The organism is Komagataeibacter sp. NFXK3, assembly GCF_054182245.1.
The window spans coordinates 107622-126439 of sequence record NZ_JAPIVJ010000003.1 but is presented as its reverse complement, the minus strand read 5'-3'; the positions used below and the strand labels follow the sequence as shown (position 1 = coordinate 126439).

The following is an 18818-nucleotide window of genomic DNA, read 5'->3' as shown; positions in this document are numbered from 1 at the left end:
TTGGAGAACGTGTCTGATGCCCGGGTTTGCTGATCGACTGAATGGAATTGGGATTTCGGCCTCGGCCGCGATGACCGACAAGGCATCGGCACTGAAGGCCGAAGGGATGAAGATCATCAGCCTGTCATCGGGCGAGCCGGACTTCCCCACGCCTGAGCATGTGGTGGATGCAGCCATTGCCGCAGCCCGCGCGGGCGATACCAAATATCCTCCGCAGGACGGCAAGCCCGCGCTGAAAAAAGCGGTCCAGGCCAAGTTCCAGCGTGAAAATAACCTTGATTACGCCCTGAACGAAATTCTGGTGGCCAACGGCGCCAAGCAGATCATCTATGATGCCATGATGGCAACCATCAACCCCGGTGACGAGGTGGTCCTGCCCACCCCGAGCTGGATCAGCTATGCCGATATCGCCCGCCTTGCCGGGGCCTCCATCGTCTCCGTGCCCTGCCCTGCCGAAGGCGGGTTCCGCCTCTCGGCCGCGGCCCTTGAGGCAGCCATTACGCCCAAGACCAAGTGGCTGGTGCTCAACTTCCCCGGCAACCCCACCGGCGCATGCTGCCCGCGCGCGGACATGGAAGCCATTGCCGCCGTGCTGATGAAGCATCCGCAGGTCTGGATCATGACCGATGACATCTATGAGCACCTGATCTATGACGGCTTCACCTTCTGCACGATTGCCGAGGTCGAGCCACGCCTGAAGGACCGGGTGCTGACCGTCAATGGCGTGTCCAAGGCCTATGCCATGACCGGCTGGCGCGTGGGCTATTGCGGTGGTCCGCGCGCGCTCATCGCCGCCATGAACAACATGCAGGGCCAGTCGACGAGCGGCATCAACACGCTGGCGCAGGCAGCCGCGGTCGCGGCGCTGAATGGCCCGCAGGACTTCCTCAAGGACCGGGCGGCTGAATACCAGGCCCGGCGCGACCTGGTGGTTTCCCTGCTCAACGCCATTCCTGGCGTGCAGTGCCATACGCCGCAGGGGGCATTCTATGTCTATCCTGACATCAGGGGCTGCATGGGCAAGACTTCGGCAGGCGGTCGCCTGATCGCAACCGATGCTGATTTCGTCATGGCCCTGCTCGAAGAGCAGCAGGTTGCCTCCGTGCAGGGCGCTGCCTATGGCATGAGCCCATTCTTCCGCATTTCCTACGCCACCGACACGGACACCCTGCGCGAAGGCTGCCGCCGCATCGCAGCCTTTGTGGACGGGCTGAAGTAAAGCTTGGCCCAGACCAGATAAAACCGGCATGGGGCATAAGAAAACCGATACGGTACCCCATGCCGCTGAAGACTTTCAACAGCCAGCCTTGCGCCATGGGTGCGCATATCTTCGCGTACCATTGGCACACCGGCATTTCCCTGCTGTCAGGGAATACAGGGTATCGTGGCCCGCATGCTGGCATGCTGAAACTTTCGCCGTATATCGATGAACGGCATGGCCGCGACATTGCCATGAGACTGCGGTTGTCAAACCCTTATTCAGAAGCCTGAGAACAGAACGGCTCCGGTGCCAGAGCCCGCACTGGCGTAATGCGCCCCGATGCTGACTGGTTTTGCCCAATACGCTAGAAGAGAAACAAACCACTCCTGCATGACAGCAGGGCAAGAGGCGCTACAGGCACCGCAATCGGATCAGGCTTACATCTGTACTTAAACAACCCCTGATGAACCTGAAAAGCGCATGGTTATACCTGTATCTTATAACCATGCACAATTCATGCATTGCAGATACTGCCCCCTGCCCCAGTCTGGTGGACTGAAAATCAGGGGAACAGGCCCGCTCAGTAATGGATGACAGAGCGGATGGACTTGCCGTCATGCATCAGGCGAAACGCCTCATTGATATCTTCAAGCGGCATGGTGTGTGTCACGAAAGGCTCAAGCTGGATATCGCCCCGCATTGCGTCTTCCACCATGCCCGGCAACTGGCTGCGTCCTTTTACGCCACCAAATGCGGACCCTTTCCAGGACCGTCCCGTAACAAGCTGGAACGGACGGGTGGAAATTTCCTGCCCGGCACCGGCCACACCGATGACAATGGACTGCCCCCATCCACGATGGGCGGATTCAAGTGCTGCCCGCATGACATTGACATTGCCAATACATTCAAAGGTATGATCCACGCCCCAGTCCGTCATTTCCACGATAACCTGCTGGATCGGCTTGCTGTAGTCGTTCGGGTTAAGGAAATCCGTCGCGCCAAACGCCTTTGCCAGCTCGAACTTGTCTGGATTGGTGTCAATGGCAAAAATCCGCCCGGCCCTGGCCTGCCGCGCGCCCTGGATGACAGCAAGGCCAATACCGCCAAGACCAAATACAGCCACAGAATCACCAGGCTGTACCTTGGCTGTATTATGCACGGCACCAATACCGGTGGTGACGCCACACCCCATAAGGCATACATGGCCGGGATTGGCCTGCGGGTTGATCTTGGCCACGGATACTTCGGCCACAACCGTATATTCACTAAATGTAGAACAACCCATGTAATGATACAGCGGCTTTCCCTTATAGGAAAAACGCGTCGTGCCATCGGGCATGAGCCCCTTGCCCTGCGTTGCCCGGACCGAGACACACAGGTTTGTCTTGCCGGATTTACAGAACAGGCACGTGCCACATTCCGCCGTATAAAGCGGAATGACATGGTCACCCGGCTTTACACTGGTCACACCTTCGCCTACTTCCATGACAATGCCGGCACCCTCATGCCCCAGCACTGCGGGGAAAAGCCCCTCCGGGTCATCACCGGACAGGGTAAAGGCATCGGTATGGCATACACCCGTATGGGTGATCTTGATCAGTACTTCGCCCGCACGCGGCGGCTCAACGTCGATCTCGACAATTTCAAGGGGTTTCCTGGCTTCAAACGCAACAGCGGCACGCGATTTCACGCATTCTCTCCTTATTGAAACAGGTCATCCTGCCATGGAAAACGGGCAGGAAACATAAAGCGGGACATATCGGGACAGGTATAAAATGATGATCGGCCCATCCTGTGCCCGGTCATCTTTTCAGGCCACCAATATTTCCCATACGGTGTAACTTCTGGCGGCAACCCGGCCTGCAGATGATGGGGCCGGGCGCATCATGTTGAAAGTATACAGTATTTCCATTCATATGGAAAAACTAGATCACCAGACGGCGCAGAAAATTCTCACACTCCGCCAGTTGCTGCAACGAAATAAATTCGTCTGCTTTATGCGCCTGCACGATCGAACCGGGACCACACACCACGGCGTCCATGCCAACCTGCTGGAACAGCCCGGCCTCCGTTCCGTATGACACGCAGCGACATTGCCGGTTTCCCAGCCTGTCCTTTATGTCATCAATCGCCGTGCATTGCAGCCCGGCCAGGGCAGGCACGTTGGCGCGCCGGAACAGGGTCACGCCCGCATCAGGGTCGTCACGCCGCATGGCGGGAATGATGTCATGATCGATATAGCCGCGGATCTCCTGTTCTATGGCCTCACCATCCTCGTGTGGCAGGCAACGGAACTGGAAGCTGAAATCACACAGGTCCGGCACCGTATTGGTGGACAGGCCCCCTTCAATCGTGCCGACCGAAAATGTAGTGTATGGCGGATCAAAATCCGGGTCCTGCATTTTTTCATAACGGAAGGTTGTCGCCATGCCATCAAGAAAGTTTATGATTTTGGCGGCATAGTTAATGGCGTTCACCCCATCGGCCGGAGATGAGGAATGGCACGCCCGACCATGCACGCGGCATTCAAACACCCGCGATGCCTTGTGTGCGGTAACCGGGGCCATGTCCGTGGGTTCCCCCACAAGGCAGACACGCGGGCGGTAGCCACGCGCCACGATATCACGGATCATGAGCGGCGCGCCAATGCAGCCCAGTTCCTCATCAAACGACAGGGCATAATGAAGTGGATATTGCAGGGATTTTTGCGCGAATTCCGCTGCAAGGGCGATGGCGGTGCCCAGAAAGCCCTTCATGTCGCAGGCACCGCGGCCATACAGCTTCCCGTCACGGATCGTGGCCACGAACGGGTCCGATGTCCAGTCCTGCCCCGCCACGGGCACGACATCCGTATGGCCGGACAGCACAAGCCCGTTATGCAGGCTGCCCTCGCGCCCCGGCAGGGTTGCAAACAGGTTGGCCTTTGTTCCCACTTCATTGCGCGTCAGCAACACCTCCATGCCCAGTGCACGAAAATGGGCGGCGACTTCTGTCACAAGCGCCATGTTGGAGCAGGAGGAAATACTCTCATGCGCGATCAGGCGCGCGATCCAGTCAAGGGCGTTCTGGCTTGGCAGGGCGGTCATGAAAAGGCACGGGCTCCCGAGACAATAAAAAAGCCGGCATATGCCACGCGGGCATATACCGACTGCTGTTACTGATCCTGCGCGATATCAGAAGCTCGCGCTAAGCGAACCAAAGAACATCCGCGGTGCACCCACCAGGAAGGACTGGTAGGCATCCGCTCCCTGGGACAGGCTCAGCGGGTTGCCGTTTTCACCCATGGTGGAAATGTAGTGCGAGTTCGACAGGTTGGTTACGCTGAAGGAAAGGATAAGGTCCTTGGCCGGAGCGAGCTTGCGATGCACCGAACCGATCTTGCTGAGGTTGTACTGCACGCCCAAATTGGCCAGCCAGTAGGACGGCACCTTTACATCACCCGTATAGCTGTAGTTGCGGTGGCTGGTGAAGGTCGCGTCAACATAGGCCGTCAGCCCCTTGTAGTCATAGGACAGGCGGGTCTTGTACATGAAGCGCGGGTAATTGATGACCTGCACGCCCTTGGTGTGATAGCTGACGCCGCCATCCACAAGGTTGCTGTCATAGGTGGCATGGTTGTAGCTGAAGCTGTTGGTGAACGCCAGGCCGTGGATCGGCATGAGGGTCAGGGCGGCATCCACGCCATCCATGGTGACACCACCCACGTTTGCTACGGTAGACAACGGATTGATTGATGATCCCGAGGTGATCTGCTGCAGGCGATTGTTGAAGTTCGTGCGGTAACCATATAGTGACAGCCCGGCATACTGGCTGGAATAGCGATAACCCAGCGCATAGGTCCAGTCCGTTTCAGGGCGGATGGAATTGCGCTCGGCATTGAACGCAGCCTGCGTTACCGCAAACGGTGAGGCGCAGAGATTATAGCCGCATTGTGCATAGGTATGTACGTTTTCCGAAATATCGAAATACAGTTCATGATGCTTCATGAAATGCCAGTCCGCGCTGATATGCGGCAGGAACGGCTTGGCGGTGGTCAGGCCCACGCCACTGGCAAGCTGCGTGCCCGCGGCATAATAATCCTGGTTGGCGTAACCATTGCCAACGCGCGTGGTGCTGAGAACGGACTTGAAGCCAAAATGCAGGGCAAGGTGCCTGATCGGGCGGTAGGTATCCTGCACGAAGGCCGTAAAGGTGTTGGTGTTGTAATCCTGGTTATAGATCTCGGCGAACGGGTTCTTCCAGTAATTGAGCGGGTTGGGCAGGGACTGCGTCAGCTGGCCGTTGACGATGTTGGGCATCTGGAAATCGTATTCAGGCGACTGGTAGCTATTGTTTTCATACCATACACCACCGGCCAGCTGGTTCTTGGCGGTATCGTAATGCACCTGTGAAATGATGCCGAAACGACGGATGCCCGGTGACTTGCGCAGCTCGGACAGCGGCGAGCCGTTGGGCGAGGGGTAATAGGGCGTGGTCCATGTGGACTGGGTCGTCTCGCCATGGCCATAGGCCGTGGTGTCCCATGTCACGTCACGCGAGAGCTTGATATGCGCCTTTACGCCGCCAAAATAGTCCTCGCTGTTGAGAACCGCGTCATAATAAGCGGAATCCTCAGGGTCGGCCAGGCCGGAGAAGGATGAGGGGAAAATGCCATTGGCCGCATTGATCGCAGCCTGCAGGCCGCTCTGCTGGCCGTTATAATAGTTGGTTACGTTGTAACCCGCCTTGCGGATGACTTCAGGCGAGGCATCGGGCGTGGAGAACTGGTGCATGTCGGCCCAGTCGAAATAGGCGGACAGGGAGCTTTCCTCACCCAGCGGCTGCACCAGCTTGGCATTGACCTGCTGGACGAACTGCTCGCCCGTTCCCTTCCAGATCTGGCCATCCTGGCGGCTGTAGGATGCATAGAAACGCGTGCCGGTGCGGTTCAGGTCACCACTCTCCAGGCGCACGAACGTATGATAATTGGCAAAGCTGCCAAAGCCCTGGCTGACCATGCCACCCATCTTGTGCGACGGATCGCGCGAGACATAGGCCATCGAGCCGCCAAGGTTGTTGGTAGCGGCGATATCTTCCGCACCTGCGGACTGGGAGACATCGATACGCCCGACATTTTCAGATGAAATGGCAAGCAGCGCGTTGAAGCCGTTATAGTTTCGCAGCGACTGCTCGCCCAGCGGCATGCCATCGAGCGTAAAGCCGATCTCCTGCTGCTGGAAGCCGTGCATGAAGATCTGCTCGGACCAGATATCCACGCCCTGCGCATCGGCGGACTGGAACATGACACCGGGCAGCTGCCCAAGCGTCTTGAGCGGGTTGGTGCCCGCCGGTGCCTGTGACAGCAGCTTCTGGCCGACGGTGACCAGCGCGCCGTGCGAGACATGCTTGGACTTGACGTTAAATGTTTCCGACGTGGAGCTGACATAGACCGCCTCCTTGCCGGCGGCGGGCGCTGTCGCATGCGCGGCGGTGCGGCCGGCGGCATGGTGCGCCCGGTCGCCTTCCTTCTCGGCAGCCTGCGGTACCGCCTGCGCCGAAGCCACGCCGGTTCCGATTGTGACGAGCGTGGTGGAAAAGAGACATAATTTTGATAACGAAAAATTCCGTATCATTATTGACCCCTACTTACGACGCATAACCGCAGGCAATAGCCACGCCCCGTTAGCATGAAATGGTGAAAGATGTTCAGCCCGGAGGCCATTGTCTGTCCTGAAAACAGGCTAGGTTGTCTATACGAGTACAGTCAATAAGATTCGTATCGAAAATGTAATCACTCCGTCGTTTTCCCCTGCCCTGTGTTCCGCATGGCCACGGCATATACCAGCCCTGTCAGGGCAAGCCCGAATACCCATGACAGGTCCGCCCCCCCGAAGGCATGGGCAAACGGTCCCATATACAGTTCGTTAGCCAGAAACGGCACCTGTACTACCAGCCCGAACAGGTAGGACAGCATCGCCCTGAGGTTGAAGCGGCCATATACGCCCCCATCTGCTGCAAAGAAAGATGGCAGGTCATAGTTGCCATGGCGCAACAGATAATAGTCAACCAGATTGATGGCCGACCATGGCACCATGATCGCCATGAGGAGCTCGAGGAAGCCTGCATAGGCCTTGTCGAACTGATCGGACATGATGACCGCCAGCATGGTCGCCACCATCAGCAGCGTGATCGAGATCGCCACGCGCCACCCGCGCCCGAAATGCCGGTGGGGGGCCAGGGTCTGGAACACGGTAATGGAGGAAAGCGCCCCGCAATAAAGGTTCATGGCATTGGCAATGATGATGCCCAGTGACAGCACGCCCAGAACCGGCGCGGCCAGCCAGCCGAGTTCAGTGCCCAGCACGGCGGCAACATTGGCGCCCGTTACAACGCCGATCAGCATGGCGACGAACGACCCCAGCACGCAGCCCCAGTACGTGGCATGGAAGGCCTGCCGCTCCCCTGCCCGGCTGCTCGGCAGGTAGCGTGAATAGTCCGAAACATAGGGCGCATAGGCAATCTGCCACAGGGCCGCAAGCGACATCGCCCCCAGGAAACCCGGCACCGTGTCATGCCCGTCACTGACCCACCACGCGCCGGTGAGCGGTATGTGATACAGCGCCACCACAAGGCATGTCAGCACGGCCGCGCCGCACAGCACCGAGGCGATCCGGGTGGCGCCATGGATGGCCCTGTAGCCAAGCACTGCCGGCACCAGCGAGAGGAACGCCACGATCAGCATGCCCGCCGTGCCGCCCATATGCCCGTTCATCGTGGCCAGCCCCTGCGCCCCCAGCACGAGGTTGGAGGCGGAGAACCCCAGGAACATGATGACGATCAGCGCCGTCATGGGGGCGGCGCCAATCATGCCGAACTGCGCGCGCGACTGCACCATCTGCGGTATGCCCAGGTGCGGCCCCTGCGCCGCATGCAGCGCCATGAACAGCCCGCCTATCAGGTTGCCCACGATGGCCGCAATAACGGCGGTGAGAGGGGTCAGGTGGAATGTCCCGCGCATGACGCCGCCCGTCGTTACGGTCAGCATGGTCATGTTGGCGCCAAACCACAGGGCCAGCAGGTCGCGCGCACGACCGTGCCGCTCCGATGCCGCAACCGGATAGATCGTCTGGAATTCGACGCTTTGCCGGGGCAGGAAATCTTCGGGCAGTTCGGTATGCTGTTCGGTCGTTGTGCCTTGCGTGGTCATCATGAATCAGCCCTATAGGAAAAACGGTTCTGGTCAGCCATGGGCGACCTCCATGAAGGTCTGGATGCGCGGCGGCGCGTTGGGGCCGAATATGTCGGCCGCCGCCCCGCTCTCGGCTATGCGGCCGCCTTCGCAGAAGTGGACCGTATGGGCGATCGAGCGCACGAAACGCATCTCATGCGTCACGATCAGCATGGTCATCCCCTCCGCCGACAGGTCGCGGATCACGCCCTGCACCTCCTGCACGAGTTGCGGGTCGAGTGCGCTGGTCGGTTCATCAAACAGGATCAGCGCAGGCGACATGGCCAGCGCGCGCGCAATGGCGACCCGCTGCTTCTGCCCGCCCGAAAGCTGGTCAGGATAGAAATCCGCACGCTCGAGCATGCCCACCCGCGCCAGGCAGTCACGCGCCCGGTCGCGGGCCTCGGCCCGGCCACGCCGCAGCACGACTACCTGCCCCTCCACCACGTTTTCCATGACCGTACGGTGTGAAAACAGGTTGAAGTGCTGGAACACCATGGGCATGCGTGCCCGTGCCGCCTGCAAGACGCGCGGCGGGGCGATGCGGAAGATGTTGCTGTTGCCATCTTCCGCGCACAGATACTGCCCGAAGAACGTGATCTCCCCGCCATCGGGCTGCTCCAGAAAATTGAGGCAGCGCAGGATGGTGGATTTGCCCGTGCCGCTCGGGCCGATCAGGCAGGCGATCTCGCCTTCATGCAGCGACAGGTCCACGCCCCTGAGCACGGCATTGCCCTGAAAGGTCTTGCGCAACTGGCGCACGGTCAGGACGGGAGGCTTCGGCCCGGTCATCGCGCGCCCTCCTTGTCCATGGTCAGTGGCACGCTGAGGGTGGCCCTACGGTTCGATGGGGTCAGCCACACTTCAACGTAGCGGATGATGCGCGCGCTGATAAAGCTCATCATGAAATAGATGATCGCCACCATGATGTATGTGTCCATGCTGTCAAACGTGTCGGAGATGACAATCGTGGCATGACGCAGCAGTTCATTGACCGAGATGAACGAAACGAGCGAGCAGTCCTTGAGCAGCGCGATGAAATACCCCCCCAGCGTTGGCAGGGAGGCCAGCGCCGCCTGCGGAATGATGACCCGGCAATAAACGGCCACGGGCGACATGCCAAGCGAGATGGCGGCCTCACGCTGGCCTTTGTCAACCGCCACGATCGCCGCGCGGAACACCTCGGACAGGTAGGCGGCGAGGTTGAGCGTAAGCCCTGCGATGCCCGCCCAGAATGCACTCAGCACGATTCCGGCCTCGGGCAGGGAAAAATAGATCAGCAGCAGCTGCACGATCAGCGGTGTATCACGCACGACCTCGACAAACGCATCAAGCGGCCAGCGTAGCGCGCGCCGGGCCGACAGCCGGCCCACCGCCAGGAAAAAACCCAGCAGCGTGCCCAGCAGCATCGAGATCAGCGAGAGTTCAACCGTAACCAGCGCGCCCTGGAGCAGGAAGGGAAAATGCTCCGGCACCGCGTAAAAGAAAAAATTGTACATGCCGCCCGCTCAGTCCTGTCCGGATGTTTTGAGGAGATGGTCCTGCTGCGGTTCCCACACGCCATAACGCTTCAGGATCGTGCGGATCGTACCATCTTCATGCATGTCCTCCAGGGCGTGGTTGATCACGGCGAGCAGGTCGGTGCAGGCTGGCCGCACCACGATCCCCTCGCTCCCCAGCCTGTAGGGGGCTGCGGCCTGCGCGCTGGCCCATTTGGGCTTGGCTGTATAGAAAATCGGCCCGCCCACCGTGCGCAGGCCCGCAAAATGCGCCTGCTGCGCGTGCAGCGTGCCCTGATCGACCACGACTGCATCGACCTGCCGGTTGTGCAGGGCCAGGAAGGGGTCGCCAAACGTGTCGTAATCCGCGACGGCGGCCCCCATCCCCTGCTCCACCAGGCGGTGGGCCGTGGCGGAATCGTTGGTGCCCAGCACGGAGCCGATTGTCTTGCCCTTCAGGTCGGCAAGGGAATGTATGGGCGAATCCTGCGGTACGATCACGTAGTCGTACAGCATGAAATACGGCATGGAAAAGCGCACATGCCCCATCACTTCACGCTCCTGCGTGATATGGACATCGGACAGCACGATATCCCACCGCCTGGCCTTGAGGCCCGGCACGATGGTTGACCATTCCGTAATGACAAACTCCGAGCGGGGCAGCCCCATGCGCCGTGTCAGTTCGGCCAGGAGGTCGGCGTCAATGCCATGATAGACCCCATCATGATCCTGCCACAGGGAGGGGTGCGCGCCAAGCAGCCCGTTGCCCACCCGCATGACCCCTGCCTTGCGGATATCATCCAGACACCCCGCCCTGGCCCCTGCCGGCACGCCAGCCGCCAGGAGGCCCAACACAAGCAGGAGGGGCGCCCTCACGCCGGCGCCGTGTAAAGGACGGGAAAATCAGGCCCTGCCAGCGGCTCGCCATCCTTCAGGGCAAGATGCGCGAAGGGGGGCGAGCCCTTTCCCCCGCGTGAGGCGAAGACCGCATCATCCCCCACCAGCCGCGCCGAGAAAACGCGCCGCCGGTTGACCGCCCCCGTGGTCGCGGCGGCGCCATGAACGGTGCCAAAGTCGAACGCCACGGCATCACCCGGCGCCATGTCCCAGCTCAGGATGGGATAATCCCCGCGCGCCGAATCGATATCGGGCATGGGCGGGCTGTCATCAACCGCATAAAGGGGCGTGCCATCAAAGCGCATGGGCCTGTGGTCGTACCCCCATCGGTGGGAGCCGGCCACGCATTCCAGCGCGCTGGCAGCGGGCACCGGGTCGAGGGGGATCCAGAAACTCACGGTCTGCGGGCCACGGGCGCAGTAATAGGGGCGGTCCTGATGCCACGGGGTGACAAGGGACGTGCCCGGCTCCTTGACCAGAACATGGTCATGGAAAAAACGCACCTCATGCGCGCCCAGCAGTTCGCACGCAACCTGGCCGAGGGGAGAATGCTCGACAAAATCGCGGAATTCAGGGATACGCTGCCAGTTGCATAGATCCTGAAAAAAGGGGGCTGAGCCAGCAGGCTGGTAGGAACGTTCAAGGGGGCTGGGGTCCGCCATCAGGCGCGCGACGCCCGCGCGCAATGTCTCGACCCACGGGGCGAATACGCCACGCAGCACGACCGCACCATTCTCGTGAAAATCCGCCGCCTGTCCGGTCGGGGGAAGTATTGATACTGCCTGGTTCATTTTCTGGCCGTTCCCGATATGAGCGACAATGCAACGATGTTATGTTGTCTGTACAAGAAGCGTCAATACTGATGCGCAATAAAAAAAGGGGGCCAATCCTAAAAAATTAGCGAAATAAGACTGGTTCATCAAAAACTTATCCAGGACTGGGCCAGCCACACAACCAATTAAATTTCGCTCGACCAACGAAATCTTATATGATTGTATATACATGAACGAACAGGAGATCTGGTCATGTCCGCCAAGCCCGCTTCCACAGCAAAGGTCAATGGTCCTGCATGTCGGCCGGAAGTCGCGCAGCTTGCACCCTATAATGCGGGCCTGAGCACGGAAGCCGTCCGGAGACGTTACGGTGCAGAAACCATTACCAAGCTGGGCAGCAACGAAAACCCTTACGGCCCCGCCCCCGCCGTGGCCACGGCCCTGCAGGGGCTTGCAAAACAGGTGGCACTCTACCCTGAGGCCGACCAGAAGCTGAAGGCCGCGCTCGCGGCAAGGCTGCACGAACCCGCGTCATGCATCCTGCTTGGCAACGGGTCCGAGCAGATCATCCGCATGATTGCGGAAACCTATATCAGCCCCGGTGACCGCGTCGTGACCGTGGTGCCCTCCTTTGGCCTGCACATCATCACGGCCGAGGCCATGGGCGGCCAGGTTGACGCGGTACCCATGACACCGGCGTGTACATTCGACCTGCCCGCGCTGATGAAGGCAGTCTCCACCCCGCTCAAGGTGCTGATCTTCGCCAACCCGTCCAACCCCGTGGGCTGCATGATGAAGGCGGATGACATGCGCGCGCTGTTCGCCGCCTGCCCGCCCGACTGCCTGATCGTGGTCGATGAAGCCTATTACGAATATGCCCGCTACGACCCCGCCTACCCCGATGCCCGCACCATCCTGCGCGAGCAGGCGCGGCCGTGGCTGGTGCTGCGCACCTTCTCCAAGGCATACGGTCTTGCGGGGCTGCGGATCGGCTACGCCATCGGGTCGAACCCGGCGATCATCGATTCGCTGGGCCGCATCCGTGATCCATTCAACACCAACATCGCAGCACAGCTTGCCGCCCTTGGCGCGCTTGAAGGGCTGGAGCACATGGACCACAGCACGGGCCGCACGGTCGAGGCCCGTGAAAAACTCCGCGGCGAGATGGAAGGGATGGGGCTGACGGTTGCACCCTCCTACGGCAATTTCCTGTTCTTCAGGACAGGGTGCCCGTCAGGCGACATCGCCGAAGCCCTGCTGCATCACGGCGTGATCGTCAAACCATGGAAGGAGGCGGGCTATACGCACTGGCTGCGTGTCAGCGTGGGCCTGCCTGAAGAGAACGCCCGCTTCCTTGCAGCCCTGCAGGCGGTCCTGCACCCGGCCCCATCCGCCAGCACCGTGGAGAATGCGTGAAATGACGACAGCGGACAGGATTGAACAGGCGATTGCCGAACTGCTGCCCCATTTTGGCGAGCGCCTGTCGCGCAGCCAGTCAGTCTGCGAACACCATGGCCATGGCGAGGGCTATCACGCCCAGCATGCGCCCCAGGCTGTCATCTTTGCCGAGACCACGCAGGACGTGGCCCACGCGCTGCGCGTGTGCAACGCCCACCGCGCGCCTGTCATACCCTTCGGGGCAGGCACGTCGCTCGAGGGGCAGGTCAACGCCATCGAGGGCGGCATATCCATAGACCTGTCACGCATGACCCGCCTGCTTGAACTCAATACAGGCGACATGGACTGCCGCGTGCAGGCGGGCATCACGCGGCAGGATCTCAACCTGCTGCTGCGTGATGAAGGGCTGTTCTTCCCCGTTGATCCGGGTGGGGAGGCAACCATTGGCGGCATGTGCGCCACGCGCGCGTCGGGCACGGGGGCCGTGCGTTATGGCACGATCCGTGAAAACGTGCTTGGCCTGACCGTGGTGCTGGCGGATGGGCGCATCATGCGCGTGGGCCGCCGGGTGCGCAAATCCGCCATGGGTTATGACCTGACGCACCTCATGATCGGCTCGGAAGGAACGCTGGGCATCATTACGGAGGTGCAGCTGCGCCTGCATGGCATACCCGAGACCATGGCTGCCGCCGTCTGCCAGTTCGAGACACTGGCCGACTGCGTGGAAACCGCCGTGCAGGTCATGCAGATGAGCGTGCCGATCGGGCGCATGGAACTGCTTGATGACGTGCAGATGGATGCCTGCATCCGCTACGCCAAGCTGGAAGGCTACCGCCCCATCCCCACCATGTTCTTCGAATTTGAAGGCGGGCCGGAAGCCGTGCGCGAACAGATCGCGACAGTCGAGGCCATTGCAGAAGACAATAACGGCTCGGCCTTTACATGGAGCACCCAGGCGCAGGAACGCGCGGCGTTGTGGAAGACGCGCCATGCCGTATTCTGGGCCTGCCTTGCCTACCGGCCAGGATATACCGGCATCTCGACCGATGCGATCGTGCCCATTTCCGCCCTGACCGACATGATCCTGGGCGCCAAGCGCGATATTGAGGAATCCGGCATTACCGCCCCTATCGTGGGCCATATCGGCGATGGCAATTTCCACACCGTCATGCTTGTGCCGCCAGGCGAGGCGGAAGTGGAAAAAGCCCGCGCGCTCGACCACAAGATCATTGCCCGTGCGCTCTCTCTGGGCGGGTCGGCCAGTGGCGAGCACGGCGTGGGCCTGGCCAAGATCGGGTTCATGCCGGCCGAGCATGATGCGGTGGCGCTTGATGTCATGCGCACGATCAAGCACGCGCTTGACCCGAACAATATCCTCAACCCGGGCAAGCTGCTTCCCCCCCCTGCCCCGCCATGCTGAGCATCGCGGCGCTGGATGCCTTCGCACCCCGGCCATGGCGCAACGGGCGGGGCACCACGCGTGAAATCATGGCGCATGATGCCCCTGCGCCGGGCACGGCGCATTCATGGCGCGTGAGCGTGGCGAGCATCGTGGGCGATGGCCCTTTTTCACTGTTTCCCGGCCTTGTGCGCCAGTTGGCCCTTGCCTCCCCCGGCAGGCTGACCCTGACCGGGATCGCACCGGGCGGGACGACACTGGACCACCCGGGCGACATCATCCGTTTTGACGGCACCCTTGCGGTCAGCGCGTCATGCCATGGGCAGGCCGTACAGGCCTTCAATCTCATGGCAGCGCCTGCGGTGCCCGCGCGGCTGGAACGCCTTCAGGCGCCCTTCCGCCTCGAACATGCCCATGCGGTCGCCCTCCTGCCCCTTCAGGGTGAGTGGCGGATTGAAGGCTGCGACCGCACGCTGCCGACAGGCATGATTGCATGGGGGACCACCACGCGCGCGACCCACGTCGCGCCCATTGCCCCCGCCCTGCCCGCCTGCCTGCTGGCTGCCATCATTTCAACATCCCAAACTGAGAAAGTCATGCCATGAGTGAGCCTGCCGGTCTTCCCATCATTGATCTCGGTCCCGCGCGGCAAGGTGACTACGCAACAACCGGTGCCCTGATCAGCCATGCCTTCACCACGTCGGGGTTCTGCTACATTCGCAATCACGGCGTGCCTGATGCGATCATCGACCGCCTGCGGGCGGAGGCGCTGGATTTCTTCCATGCCCCCATGGAAGAAAAACTGGCCTGCAAACCCAAGGAGGCGGTGCGCGGCTTCAACGCCCTGAACCGCACGACCATGTACGGCGCGGAACAGCCTGACTACAAGGAGTTCTTCCAGATCGGGCTGGAACTGCCAGCCGATGATCCCGCCGTGCTTGCCGGCCAGCCCCTGCGCGGCCCCAACCAGTGGCCTGCCAGCCGCCCCGCCTTTCGCGCGGCCATGATGGACTACTTCAACGCCATTGGCGCCTGCGGGCAGGTACTGCTGCGCGCCGTTGCCCACTCGCTTGGCATTGCGCCGGATTTTTTTGTGGGAAAATATGATCGCCCGCTGCAACGCACGCAGGCCATCTGGTACCCCCCGCACCCGGCGGAACGCGAGAAAGACCAGTTTGGCGTCGCACCCCATACCGATTATGGCTGCATCACCCTGCTGTGGCAGGACCAGACCGGCGGGCTTGATGTCATGGGCGCGGATGGCAACTGGATTCCGGCCCCGCCCATTCCCGGCACGCTGGTCATCAATATTGGCGACCTGCTGTGCCGTTGGTCCAACCAGCGTTACAATTCCAACATGCACCGGGTCACGAACCGCTCCGGCAAGGAGCGCCTGTCCATCGCGACCTTCTATGACCCGGATTACGACGCCATTGTCGACCCGCGCGACCTGAACCTGCCCACCGGCACGCAGCCGCTTTTCGAGCCGGTTTCCGCTGGTGATTACATCATGGGCCGCATCCGCGATTCCCAGAAACCCCGCGCCACCAAAGCCTGACCCGCACAGCCCCGCCATGACCCGGCGGGGCTGCCATCAGGCATGCGGGTCGGTTTTTGTGGTGTTTTTTGGAAAATGACCAAAGGTCCGGGTTATCGCCTTTTCATGAAGGCGATGCCCGCGGAAACCTTTGTACAATTTTAGAATGTTTTTACGGCCAGCAGGTCAGGCAGCCTGCCGATGCGCGGCCAGTCAGAACCGCCACAGCGCCTTCTGGCCCGCTGCACGCACGGCCTCGATGTCACGCAGCCCTGCAAGGGCCATGACATCGCGCGTTTCCTGCGCCAGTATGTCAAGGGCGGCCGCTACACCTGGCGCGCCCCGTGCGGCAAGCCCCCATACCCAGGGGCGGCCAATGGAAACCGCATGCGCGCCCAGCGCCAGCGCCGTGACCACATCCCCACCGCGACGGATGCCGCTGTCAAGCATGATATCCAGCCGCCCGCCTACCGCCGCGGCGATGCCGGGCAGCACATCAAGGGTTGCGGGGGCCGGGTCCATCTGGCGGCCACCATGGTTGGACACCACAATGCCATCCGCCCCGGCATCCGCCGCGCGCAGGGCATCTTCGGGGCACATCACGCCCTTTACCACCAAAGTGCCATCCCAGTTTTCGCGCAGCCATGCCAGGTCATCCCAGTCCAGCGTGGGGTCGATCTGGGCTGCAACATCACGCGCCTGCCCCATGACATTGCGGGCGGTTGTATAGGCATCAACATTGCCCACGACGGGCATGCCGCCACGCAACAGGCCCGCAACCCAGGCCGGATGGTTCAGCAGGCCCGCCATCTGCAATACGCTCGGGCGCGAAAGATGACGGAAGCCGTTGCGCACATCGCGCTCACGCACGGGGGTGATGGCGGTATCAACGGTCAGGATAATGCCGGTAATGCCACATGCTTTTGCGCGGGCCAGCATGTCGCGTGTCAGGGCACGGTCGCGCAGCACGTAAATCTGCGCCATGACATCAGCGCCCGTCGCGGCCACGTCTTCCATGGGCGCGATGGAAAAGGTGGAAACGCCCATTCCAACCCCGCGACTGCGCGCTGCATGGGCCCCACCGCGCTCACCATGGTGGTGGAACATGCCCGCAAACCCGACCGGAGCCAGAAAGACCGGCATCTGCCATGTCCGGCCAAAGCAGCGCGTGGTCAGGTCAATGGCTGCCACATCGCACAAAGCGCGGGGTACGACGCCCCACCGGGCAAAACTGTTGCGGTTGCGGGCCATGGTGCGTTCACCATGGGCACCGCCATCGATATAATCGGCAAAGAGCCGGGGGAGACGACGGCGCGCCTTTCGCGCAGCGGCAATGAACGCGCCGTCATCCACCATCAGGCAGCCTCGACCGTGGGCAGGGACAGGGCGCCTGCCACCGCGGTGTTCAGCGCGCCTGCGGCGATCAGCGCATTGGCCTTTTCCATGTCAGGGGTGAACAGCCGGTCCTGCGCGAAGAAGGACACATGCTCACGCAGGGCCGCTGCGGCCTGCGCCAGCGGCTGCGAGGAGGTCAGCGGCGCAAGGAAGTCAAGCCCCTGCACGGCCGCCAGATATTCAATGCCAAGGATGGTACGCACGTTGTCATTGATATCAGTGACGCGGCGGGCTGCAAAGGTCGCCATGGACACGTGATCTTCCTGGTTGGCGGAAGTCGGCAGGCTGTCCACGCTGGCGGGATGGGCCAGCGTCTTGTTTTCCGACGCCAGCGCCGCCGCCGTGACCTGCGCGATCATGAAGCCCGAATTCACGCCACTGTCATTGACCAGGAAGGGCGGCAGCCCGCTCATGCCCGGGTCCACCAGCAGTGCCAGGCGGCGCTCGGCGATGGCGCCAATTTCCGAGACCGCGATCGCCATGAGATCAGCCGCGATGGCAACCGGTTCGGCATGGAAGTTGCCGCCCGAGATCATCTCATCCGTATCGGGGAAGTGGATGGGATTGTCGGAAACCGCATTGGCCTCGATCAGCAGCACGCGGGCGGCATGGCGCAGGCTGTCGAGCGCCGCCCCCATGACCTGCGGCTGGCAGCGCAGGCAGTACGGATCCTGCACGCGCTCGTCATCAACCTCATGGGAGGAACGGATGGCCGAACCTTCCATCAGCTTGCGATACACCGCGGCGCATTCGATCTGCCCCTGCTGGCCGCGCAGCGTGTGCAGGCGCGGATCAAACGGCGCATCCGTACCACGCGCGGCATCAAGCGTGAGCGAGCCGGTCACAAGGGCCGCCTGGAACAGGCGCTCGGCATCGAACAGGGCAATGATGGCCAGCGAGGTGGAAACCTGCGTGCCGTTGAGCAGCGCAAGCCCTTCCTTAGGGCCAAGGACCACCGGCGCGAGGCCCGCAGCCTTCAGCGCCGCAGCACCCGGCAGGCGCTCACCCTTGTAAAAGGCTTCGCCCTCGCCGATCAGGACGGCGGTCATGTGCGCCAGCGGGGCCAGATCGCCCGATGCGCCAACCGATCCCTTTTCGGGAATGACCGGAATGAGCCCCTTGGCCAGCATGTCGAGCAGGAGCTGCACGACCTCGGGCCGCACACCCGAAAAACCGCGCCCGAGGCCATTGGCCTTGAGCAGCATGATCAGGCGCACCACACGCTCGGGCAGCGGCTTGCCGATGCCGGCCGCATGGCTGAGAACCAAGTTGCGCTGAAGATCGCGCAGCCGGTCATCGGGGATGCGGGTCTTGGCCAGCTTGCCAAAACCGGTGTTGACACCATAGACCGCCGCGCCACCGGCCACGATCCGCTCGACCGAACGCGCGGCCGCCGCCAGGGTGGCCTGCGCCTCGGGGCTCAGGGTAACATCCATCCCCTCGAACACGAAGCGACGCAGGGTAGCCAGATCAAGCTGACCGGGATGAAGAACGAGATTTTCTGACATCTGA

The 18818-nt window shown here is 61.6% G+C and carries 16 protein-coding genes; 6 read left to right on the top strand and 10 right to left on the bottom strand.

The features are described from left to right. Positions 1 to 16: 16 nt before the first annotated feature. The gene (locus OQZ28_RS04750; RefSeq protein ID WP_458135320.1) at positions 17 to 1219 is read left to right on the top strand and encodes a pyridoxal phosphate-dependent aminotransferase; all 1203 of its coding nucleotides are present in this window, start codon (positions 17 to 19) and stop codon (positions 1217 to 1219) included. 59 nt (positions 1220 to 1278) lie between these two features. Beyond that, entirely contained in the window at positions 1279 to 1491 is a 213-nt protein-coding gene (locus OQZ28_RS04745; protein ID WP_458135319.1) for a hypothetical protein, read from the top strand. A gap of 290 nt (positions 1492 to 1781) precedes the next feature. Here OQZ28_RS04745 and OQZ28_RS04740 read toward each other — a convergent pair whose 3' ends face one another. The 8 genes from OQZ28_RS04740 to OQZ28_RS04705 form a co-directional block, all read right to left on the bottom strand. After that, positions 1782 to 2891, bottom strand: coding sequence for an S-(hydroxymethyl)glutathione dehydrogenase/class III alcohol dehydrogenase (locus OQZ28_RS04740; protein WP_458135318.1), 1110 nt, complete (start codon positions 2889 to 2891; stop codon positions 1782 to 1784). A 235-nt stretch (positions 2892 to 3126) separates the two neighbouring features. Continuing rightward, a complete protein-coding gene (argE, locus tag OQZ28_RS04735) occupies positions 3127 to 4287 on the bottom strand; it encodes an acetylornithine deacetylase (protein ID WP_458135317.1) in 1161 nt (386 codons plus the stop codon). Positions 4288 to 4374: 87 nt separating this feature from the next. Further along, complete coding sequence (locus OQZ28_RS04730; RefSeq protein WP_242621932.1) at positions 4375 to 6744, bottom strand: TonB-dependent receptor; 2370 nt, start codon at positions 6742 to 6744, stop codon at positions 4375 to 4377. Positions 6745 to 6971: 227 nt separating this feature from the next. Further along, a complete protein-coding gene (locus tag OQZ28_RS04725; RefSeq protein WP_458135316.1) occupies positions 6972 to 8390 on the bottom strand; it encodes a purine-cytosine permease family protein in 1419 nt (472 codons plus the stop codon). A gap of 30 nt (positions 8391 to 8420) precedes the next feature. Further along, positions 8421 to 9200, bottom strand: coding sequence for an amino acid ABC transporter ATP-binding protein (locus OQZ28_RS04720; protein WP_130732607.1), 780 nt, complete (start codon positions 9198 to 9200; stop codon positions 8421 to 8423). Continuing rightward, complete coding sequence (locus OQZ28_RS04715) at positions 9197 to 9907, bottom strand: amino acid ABC transporter permease (RefSeq protein ID WP_130732606.1); 711 nt, start codon at positions 9905 to 9907, stop codon at positions 9197 to 9199. Before OQZ28_RS04715 ends, OQZ28_RS04720 begins: the two co-directional genes overlap by 4 nt. Positions 9908 to 9916: 9 nt before the next feature. Beyond that, positions 9917 to 10783 (bottom strand): substrate-binding periplasmic protein, encoded by an 867-nt coding sequence (locus OQZ28_RS04710; protein WP_207303500.1) that lies wholly within the window; start codon positions 10781 to 10783, stop codon positions 9917 to 9919. Further along, the gene (locus tag OQZ28_RS04705) at positions 10780 to 11595 is read right to left on the bottom strand and encodes a phytanoyl-CoA dioxygenase family protein (RefSeq protein WP_130732605.1); all 816 of its coding nucleotides are present in this window, start codon (positions 11593 to 11595) and stop codon (positions 10780 to 10782) included. Before OQZ28_RS04705 ends, OQZ28_RS04710 begins: the two co-directional genes overlap by 4 nt. Positions 11596 to 11829: 234 nt before the next feature. On the opposite strand from OQZ28_RS04705, the gene hisC reads away from it, so the two are divergent. The 4 genes from hisC to OQZ28_RS04685 are packed head-to-tail and all read left to right on the top strand — an operon-like array spanning position 11830 to position 15932. After that, complete coding sequence (gene hisC / locus OQZ28_RS04700) at positions 11830 to 12993, top strand: histidinol-phosphate transaminase (protein ID WP_458135315.1); 1164 nt, start codon at positions 11830 to 11832, stop codon at positions 12991 to 12993. 1 nt (position 12994) lies between these two features. After that, complete coding sequence (locus OQZ28_RS04695) at positions 12995 to 14395, top strand: FAD-binding oxidoreductase (protein WP_458135314.1); 1401 nt, start codon at positions 12995 to 12997, stop codon at positions 14393 to 14395. Then, positions 14389 to 14979, top strand: coding sequence for a HutD/Ves family protein (locus OQZ28_RS04690; RefSeq protein WP_458135313.1), 591 nt, complete (start codon positions 14389 to 14391; stop codon positions 14977 to 14979). The genes OQZ28_RS04695 and OQZ28_RS04690 overlap by 7 nt, the downstream gene beginning before the upstream one ends. Further along, positions 14976 to 15932 carry an isopenicillin N synthase family dioxygenase gene (locus OQZ28_RS04685; protein ID WP_130732601.1) on the top strand — a complete coding sequence of 319 codons (957 nt, stop codon included), beginning with the start codon at positions 14976 to 14978 and terminating at the stop codon, positions 15930 to 15932. Before OQZ28_RS04690 ends, OQZ28_RS04685 begins: the two co-directional genes overlap by 4 nt. 192 nt (positions 15933 to 16124) lie before the next feature. On the opposite strand, the gene OQZ28_RS04680 is transcribed toward OQZ28_RS04685, so the two are convergent. Next, the gene (locus OQZ28_RS04680; RefSeq protein ID WP_458135312.1) at positions 16125 to 17267 is read right to left on the bottom strand and encodes an alpha-hydroxy acid oxidase; all 1143 of its coding nucleotides are present in this window, start codon (positions 17265 to 17267) and stop codon (positions 16125 to 16127) included. After that, positions 17267 to 18814, bottom strand: a complete 1548-nt coding sequence (gene hutH, locus OQZ28_RS04675) for a histidine ammonia-lyase (protein WP_130732599.1) — start codon at positions 18812 to 18814, stop codon at positions 17267 to 17269. Before hutH ends, OQZ28_RS04680 begins: the two co-directional genes overlap by 1 nt. Positions 18815 to 18818 lie beyond the last annotated feature (4 nt).

Coding starts and splice junctions, on each gene's coding strand:
- argE (WP_458135317.1), bottom strand. CDS start 4,287: ATGACCGCCCTGCCAAGCCAGAACGCCCTTGACTGGATCGCGCGCCTG.
- OQZ28_RS04715 (WP_130732606.1), bottom strand. CDS start 9,907: ATGTACAATTTTTTCTTTTACGCGGTGCCGGAGCATTTTCCCTTCCTG.
- OQZ28_RS04750 (WP_458135320.1), top strand. CDS start 17: ATGCCCGGGTTTGCTGATCGACTGAATGGAATTGGGATTTCGGCCTCG.
- OQZ28_RS04680 (WP_458135312.1), bottom strand. CDS start 17,267: ATGGTGGATGACGGCGCGTTCATTGCCGCTGCGCGAAAGGCGCGCCGT.
- OQZ28_RS04720 (WP_130732607.1), bottom strand. CDS start 9,200: ATGACCGGGCCGAAGCCTCCCGTCCTGACCGTGCGCCAGTTGCGCAAG.
- OQZ28_RS04695 (WP_458135314.1), top strand. CDS start 12,995: ATGACGACAGCGGACAGGATTGAACAGGCGATTGCCGAACTGCTGCCC.
- OQZ28_RS04685 (WP_130732601.1), top strand. CDS start 14,976: ATGAGTGAGCCTGCCGGTCTTCCCATCATTGATCTCGGTCCCGCGCGG.
- OQZ28_RS04690 (WP_458135313.1), top strand. CDS start 14,389: ATGCTGAGCATCGCGGCGCTGGATGCCTTCGCACCCCGGCCATGGCGC.
- OQZ28_RS04745 (WP_458135319.1), top strand. CDS start 1,279: ATGCCGCTGAAGACTTTCAACAGCCAGCCTTGCGCCATGGGTGCGCAT.
- OQZ28_RS04725 (WP_458135316.1), bottom strand. CDS start 8,390: ATGATGACCACGCAAGGCACAACGACCGAACAGCATACCGAACTGCCC.
- hutH (WP_130732599.1), bottom strand. CDS start 18,814: ATGTCAGAAAATCTCGTTCTTCATCCCGGTCAGCTTGATCTGGCTACC.
- OQZ28_RS04705 (WP_130732605.1), bottom strand. CDS start 11,595: ATGAACCAGGCAGTATCAATACTTCCCCCGACCGGACAGGCGGCGGAT.
- hisC (WP_458135315.1), top strand. CDS start 11,830: ATGTCCGCCAAGCCCGCTTCCACAGCAAAGGTCAATGGTCCTGCATGT.